This is a genomic window from Ulvibacterium sp., assembly GCF_028285715.1.
Taxonomy (GTDB): domain Bacteria; phylum Bacteroidota; class Bacteroidia; order Flavobacteriales; family Flavobacteriaceae; genus Ulvibacterium.
Genome location: NZ_JANQOO010000036.1, coordinates 96722 through 103759, shown reverse-complemented (window position 1 = coordinate 103759; position 7038 = coordinate 96722). Strand labels below are relative to the sequence as shown.

General features: G+C 38.8%; 6 protein-coding genes. All 6 read left to right on the top strand.

Going from position 1 to position 7038, the window contains the following annotated elements; all coding sequences use genetic code 11:
• Positions 1-580, top strand: a 580-nt coding sequence (locus Q0993_RS21845; protein ID WP_299537560.1) for an AraC family transcriptional regulator, incomplete at its 5' end; no start/stop codon positions are given.
• Between the two features lie 338 nt (positions 581-918).
• A complete protein-coding gene (locus tag Q0993_RS21840) occupies positions 919-1125 on the top strand; it encodes a hypothetical protein (protein ID WP_299537555.1) in 207 nt (68 codons plus the stop codon).
• A gap of 95 nt (positions 1126-1220) precedes the next feature.
• Complete coding sequence (locus Q0993_RS21835) at positions 1221-3617, top strand: TonB-dependent receptor (RefSeq protein ID WP_299537552.1); 2397 nt, start codon at positions 1221-1223, stop codon at positions 3615-3617.
• Between the two features lie 4 nt (positions 3618-3621).
• Complete coding sequence (locus Q0993_RS21830) at positions 3622-4626, top strand: DJ-1/PfpI family protein (RefSeq protein WP_299537549.1); 1005 nt, start codon at positions 3622-3624, stop codon at positions 4624-4626.
• Complete coding sequence (locus Q0993_RS21825; RefSeq protein WP_299537546.1) at positions 4623-5333, top strand: acetolactate decarboxylase; 711 nt, start codon at positions 4623-4625, stop codon at positions 5331-5333. Before Q0993_RS21830 ends, Q0993_RS21825 begins: the two co-directional genes overlap by 4 nt.
• 729 nt (positions 5334-6062) lie before the next feature.
• A complete protein-coding gene (locus Q0993_RS21820) occupies positions 6063-7037 on the top strand; it encodes a metallophosphoesterase (RefSeq protein WP_299537543.1) in 975 nt (324 codons plus the stop codon).
• Position 7038: the final 1 nt, after the last annotated feature.

The window sequence follows — 7038 nt, the reverse complement described above, 5'->3', positions numbered from 1 at the left end:
CAAGTTATGTTTTTACCCTTTCTTTCAACTCAACCGTCTTCCGGTTCTAAAGCTGTCTAAAAACCAATGGGAAAACCTCTTTGATATTCAGCAAAAAATTGCTTTTGAGGTCAACAACAGAGAGAGTATAAACGATGATTTGTTATGCCGTCTTTATCTCAACGTACTGCTTATTGAGATTGAGCGTATCAATGATTTTAATGAAGATGACAGCTATTCCTCGCTTTCACGAAAGCATCTCATCACCGCAAGATTTAAAAAATTACTTGAAAAGAATTTTAAGACCATCCGAAAGGTATCGGACTATGCCGAAAAGCTATACATATCACCAACCTATTTAAACGATACCGTGCGGGAAGTCACGGGTCAAAGTGCCAGCGAGACGATACAAGAACGCGTTATCCTTGAAATTAAAGGTGAGCTTATCCAGACCGAAAATACCATCAATCAAATTGCCTATGAATTGGGGTATAATGATACATCCTATTTCTGTCGCTTTTTCAAGAAGAATACCGGTGTAACTCCACAGACCTTTAGGGAGACCAACCATTTTCAGGTTCATGGAGTTCATCGTACTTAAAATTCATTAAAACTTTCAAAAAGTGGATTTTAATGAAAACCGGTTTTGAGAAATCTTGTCAAAGCACCAATTTTTGCAACTATCTAGTCGTAATGTCCTGCATAAATACTGCACTACTGTCTGGCATTTTTCGCAGGCTATCTTTTCAATTTTTATCTTTGTAAAAAAACAATTTGCAACGCCTTATTGCCATACTACTTCTATCTTGTTTACACGCACAACCAGTGGTAAACATTTCAGTATGGGTAGATTTTTTGGCAAATAATGAGTACATCAAAGAAGTACTCTGTATCAATAAGGAAAAACCAAAGTTGAGTTGTAACGGTAAATGCTACTTGATGCAACAATTGCAAGAACAGCAATCAGGACAAGAACAAGAGCTTCCTCAACTTGTTCATAGTAAATATGAATTTGTACTCTTTAGCTTTAGCAAAAAGCTTTCCCAAACAAAATGCATTATATCAGCTAAGAAGTCATTTCCATTGATTACAGATCATTATTCCCATGTAGCGCATTGGGATATCTTCCATCCACCACAAGCATAATACTAAAAGCCCATGTTTTATAAGTAGCTGTAAAAACTATAGCTATAAGAGTATTATGTCCACTTATGTGGATTCATTTTTAATCAAAATCATAAATGAAAAAAATCATAATGCTTACCCTATGGGTAGGCCTTAGTGCACAGTTATGTATTGCACAAACCGTATCTGGAACAATTACAAACCCCGCAAAACAACCAATTACAGACGCCAATATCACAGTATTAAATTCTACAAGAGGTACTATATCCAAACAAGATGGAACCTTTAGCTTACAACTGATTGCCGGTAAACACACCTTACAAATAAGTGAAATAGGATATGCTACCAAGGTCCTTGAAATAATGGTAATCGACAACGAATTGACCATTGACGTTATTCTTGAGCCAGCTACTACACAGATTGATGAAGTCGTGGTTACAGCGCTTAAACGGGAACAAAGACTACAGGATATTCCTATTGCAGTTACGAGTCTCAACCCAACTCGACTCCAAGAAACCCGCAGTTGGGACGTAGATGAACTTACAGGAATCATTCCCAACTACAGTGCTACGCAATTGGGCGTTGGTTTTCAAGGTCTGCAAAGTATCCGTGGAATTCAGGTATTCAGTGAAAACCCAGCTATTGCCACATATATTGATGGCGTAAACAGTTTGGATATCGCCGCGGGTGGAATACAGTTTATGGATGTAGAACGTGTGGAAGTATTAAGAGGTCCACAAGGGACACTTTATGGGCGTAATGCACTGGGTGGAGTCATTAATATCATTACTAAAAAACCGACAAATAAACAATCTGGTTTTTTTGAAAGCAGTTTAGGAAATCTCGGATTGCAACGCCACGGATTAGGTTTTAAAACCCCGCTGATAGATGATACGTTGTTTTTTGGTATTGCGGCCCAGTATCAATACAGGGATGGTTTTTTAACTAACTCAACAGAAGGCACAGCAGACCCGGTAATAGGTCAAGATGGTCGCCGTGTGGGTGATGAATCAAGTATTTATGGAAATGTCTTTTTAAAGTGGTTACCCAATGACCGATGGGATGCAACCTTAAATTTAAAAACCCAAATAGACCAATCTGATGCCAGTACATTTTTTGTATCGGTACAAGATGAGCAAGTGGCGTTGGATAATCCGGACAGCATCTTTTTGGGAAGGGTTGGTGAACACCAACGCAATCTATTTAACGCATCAGCAGCAGTTAATTATAGAGCGAATGCCTTTAAGCTGTCGTCCATATCCGCTTATCAACGTGTGGGATTACGCTTTAATGACCTTGATTTTCTACCCCAATTTCCAGGGCAAGTATTTGCAAGTTATAACGATGGTCAAGTCGGTGTAATGAATAATCCGCAGGAAGTATTTTCACAGGAATTCCGCATTTCTTCAGAAGACAAAAACGATACCCTTAATTACACTGCTGGGACTTTTTATTTCAATCAAACCAACTATGAGCCCTCTACAAATACGGCAAGAATAGTAGATGAAACCACTTTGGATATATTTAGTCAAATAGGAAAGAATGAAGGTATTGCACTTTTTGGTGAAGTGAATTACGCTTTCGCCAAAGCGTTTACCGCCACAGCCGGATTGCGTTACGAGTACGAGAATCGTAAACTTATTTTTAGCCGTTTTGAAAGCGTAGATGGCATTGTAAATTTTATAGACAATCGGACTGAACTAAGTGGAAATTATGATGCCCTATTGCCAAAGTTTGCCTTAGGATATCAGATTAGTAATAACCAAAATGCCTATGCAAGTTATACCAGAGGTTTTAGGGCCGGCGGAATCAATGGTAATCTATTACCTGAAGGCGTATCACAGACCTTCGACCCGGAATATTCCAACAATTTTGAAATAGGTTATAAATCCAATTGGTTCAATAACAAATTGCAAGCAAATCTTGCCGCATTCCATATCGATTGGAAAGACTTACAATTCTTTAATTCGTTTGGAAATTTTGTGTTTGCACGTACCAATGTAGGCGATGCCCGTTCCACAGGTATCGAGTTAGAAACCATAGCAATACCTCTAAAAGGGCTTCAACTTGAAGCCAATTTGGGAATAAACGATACGGAATATAAAGACTTTGTACTTTCTCGCGATATCCTTAATGAAACTACGGGAATGGCAGACACAATAACAGATGATGTTTCTGGCAATACGCTATCCAATGCACCAGAACATACCTTTTTCTTTGCGGGGCAATACCAATTTCCAGCATTTAAAGATTATGCATTAACAATCCGTGGAGAGTTTAGAAATATAGGTGACGCTTTTAGCGATATCCAAAACGACTTAGAGATTGAGTCCTATAGTCTGCTCAATACATTGGTGACCTTAAGTAATGGGAAATACACCTTATCTGCATGGGTCAGAAATATTGCTGATGAGCGGTATATAGCTTTTGGAGCTCCGGACACAAGTTTTGGGAGAAGTACCCGCATAGCAGAACCGAGGACGTTTGGGACAACTTTAAATATCAAATTTTAAAAAAATGAAAAATATAATACTTGCGATAGTAGCACTTATAAGCCTGAGTGCTTGCCAGAATAAAAAGGAAGATAAAGTAGAACAAGAAGTAGCAAACCAATCCTTAGATGTCGAGAATATGACCCATGAGGAAGCGATGCAACTGGTGAAGATAAAAGACCATAACGTAAAGAATGTTGGAATCCTGGTTTATGAAGGTGTTAACGATTTAGATGCTTTAGGACCACGATATGTGTTTAAGAATATAATGGGAACAAATGTCGTTACGGTTGCCTTGAAACCCGGAAACATAAAAACCGTAATGGGATTGGAATTTGTACCCGACACCACTATTGACCAAGTAGACAGTTTGGATATTCTTGTGGTACCTGGTGGCTTCAAGCAAACGATTGAAAATGCATATAATGATGGTCTGTTACAATGGATCCGTGATATTGATAGAACTACGCAGTATACTACGAGTGTTTGCACTGGTGGTTGGATTTTAGGGAGAACAGGATTGTTAAAAGGTAAAAAGGCCACAGGGAACTGGTTTCGAGCAAAAGAAATATTAGCCGAAAACGGTGCGATTTTTACTGGTGAGCGCTATACTCAGGATGGAAAATATTGGACATCTGCGGGGGTTACCGCAGGTATGGATATGTCATTGGCCATACTCGCTGAACTAACAGGGGAAGATTATGCGCAGGCCGTTATGTTGGATATGGAATATGACCCCGCACCTCCAATAGAGGGTGGAAGCGTCGAAAAAACAAAACCAGAGGTGTTACACTTTATGCAAACAATGTATTCATCTATGGCAGACCCTGTATTTGAATCGATGGAAAACGGTACTAGTGAAAATGATGATACCACTGCAAAGGTAAAAGACCCCGTCTGTAAAATGATGGTTGCACAGAATGGTGAATACCACCTTAAAACTGAGAATTCAAACTTCGACTTTTGTTCAAAGATCTGTCTTAGGTTATTTCAAGAAAATGAAAATTTATACAACAACGAAGTACAATGAAAACTCTCAAATATCTTTTAATACTCAGCTTAGTCTGTATAACCTCCAGTTGTTACAATAATCAAAACAGTTTGACAAGTTATGGTAATCGCCAGATGATTATCAATCAAAACAATTTGAACGGCACGGTCAGACTTGACACCCTGCTTTCGAAAAAGCACAACTACGCTATTGGACCTGTGGAGGGTCTGCAAGGTGAAGTGACCGTTTATGATGATGAAGTATCTATTTCCACTGTAAAGAATGGACGACCAAAGGTCAATGATTCTAAGCATACCAAGGCCATCTTTCTGCTAAAGGCTAATCAAGCCAATTGGCAGAAAATGGAAATAACCGAGAATCTAAATGGATTGGATGCGATAGAGGGATATGTCCAAAACGCATTGTCCAAAAATGGAATGGATACTGAAAAGGCTTATCCCTTTAGAATTGAAACAACACCAAAATTTTTAGAGTACCATATCATTTTTAAGATGGACGACGCACCACATAATATGAAAGAACATAAGAAGGCAAAGCAGAAATTTATTTTAGAAAATGAGGAAATCAAAATCATTGGATTTTGGGTGAATACAGAAAGAATGGGAAAGCTCACCCATCCAGGTAAGCGAACCCATCTTCATTTTATTAAAGCGGATGGCGGTACTTCAGGTCACATAGATGACATTTCTATTTCTAGAGGCGCAATACTCTTTTTGCCAAAATAGACAAAGGAGTATTCAAGTGTAGTTTAATTAGGTTTTCTAAAACGAACGATTTTATGGGATTATCCAAAATTGGATATTACTATTTGACAAGTTTTGATTTTGACAATTTGTTTTCTTAACTTTATGAAATAAAGAGTTACATCATTTGCGTCTATTTGTTATAAAAATTGCAAAGCGGTGTGCAGCTTTAAATTAGCAAGGTAAAATATTGAAAGTCAAAGTGGTATGATGGTTATATTAAGTCTGCCACCCCGACAAATAAAAGCTGAAAAGTTCTCGTAGAAAGTTTACTTTCTTAAGGGAACTTTTTGCTTTTAGATACAATTTAAGCATAGCTTTAATTTGTAAGACCCCCTCATCAGGATGCACATCGTGAATCCTGCCACCCGGACATCAAGAACCCTCGTGCTAACGGGGGTTTCTTGTTTCTGTACGTTTTGTAAATTCCGCTTGATTTCCTACTTTAAGTTCTTTGCCCGTTATATTCGGAATATGCCTTGGCTTAAAAAAGCAAAAGGCTTTGAAGGAACTTAACAATTCCGTAAATAAGACCGTTACCGTTGCCCCATTCCGATTTTATAAGGAAAAGGAAATCTAAGGTGTTGGCACAAGTAAGATGTAATGGAAATTAGTAAAGCTATAGACTTCTATTCTTCCTGTTTCCTTCTTACTTTAATTGATGCATTATGAATATCGGACCAAATCAAATCAAATCATAAAGTAATTACCATGTACAGAAGACATTTTATCAAGAACACCGGAAAGGCCAGTATGCTCTTTACACTGCCGCTACCTATGCTTAAACTCAATCTGTACGAGGAAGGTGTGACCCAAATTGGAATCGTATCCGACGTACATCAGGATATCATTCCTGATGGCTATGCCAGACTCCGATACTTTATGGATGACATGAAGGAACGAATCCCCGACTTTATAATCCAATTGGGCGATTTCGCGCTTCCAAGAAAACAGAACCAACCATTCCTGGATGTATGGAACGAATTTGAAGGGCCCGCTTATCATGTGTTGGGTAATCATGATATGCGGGATTTTGGCTTTACAAAAGGACAGACCATGGATTGGTGGCGGATGAAAGACAGGTATTATTCTTTTGATAAGGGCGGATTTCATTTCATAGTGCTAGATGGTAACGACAAAAACCCTGCCCCTTGGAACGGTTATGATCGTTATATAGGAGATGAACAAAAGCAATGGCTTAGCAATGATTTGGCCGGTACCAATAAACCTACAATTGTCTTCATTCACCAAAGCCTAGAGGCTGATACTGGTATAGCCAACAAGGAAAAGATCAGGGCCATTCTGGAAAATAACCGCTTGCCTCATGGCGGTCCAAAGGTAATTGCTTGCCTATCAGGGCATCACCATACAGATTATATGAAGATGATTAATGGTATTCCGTATATACAGATAAACAGTATGTCCTACCGTTGGGTAGGTGGCGACTACAATAGGGAACGCTTTGCACCCCATATTGAGCATGCCTATCCTACGGTAAAATCCACCTGCCCATACCGTAATCCCTTATATACGGTTCTTACCTTGGACCCGAAAAAAGGAAGTCTCCATATCGAAGGATGTGTAACCCAGTATATGGCACCTACACCTGAGGAAATCGGTTATCCCGATGGCGATAAAATGAGCCCTACCATTACCGAAAGAACGATTACATTTGAGAAGTTTTAAT